This is a genomic window from Leifsonia sp. HAY1-4F (assembly GCF_056755275.1).
In genome coordinates, this window is sequence record NZ_JBNDHX010000599.1 from 1 (window position 1) to 238 (window position 238).

At 69.7% G+C, this 238-nt stretch carries 1 pseudogene; it reads right to left on the reverse strand.

The features are described from left to right. Window positions 1–238, reverse strand: a pseudogene (locus ACPYOG_RS20655) (alpha/beta fold hydrolase); the annotation flags it as partial.

Consider the following 238-nt stretch of genomic DNA (forward strand, 5'->3'; position numbering starts at 1 on the left):
GGGACGGGCGGACGCAGCAGCGGCAGCACCTGACGCACTCCCGCCTCGGTCAGCAGGATCGTGTAGTGGTTGACGTCCGTTGCCTCCCGGACCCGCATCCCGGGCAGCCGCTGCAGCCATTCGGACGCCACGGCCGGGTCGTAGAGCGGCTCCGCATTCAGCATGCCCCGGGGTGCGCGGATGAAGGAGATCTGCAGCTGCAATCCCGCCAGGGCCTCCGCATACCCGGTGGACCCTT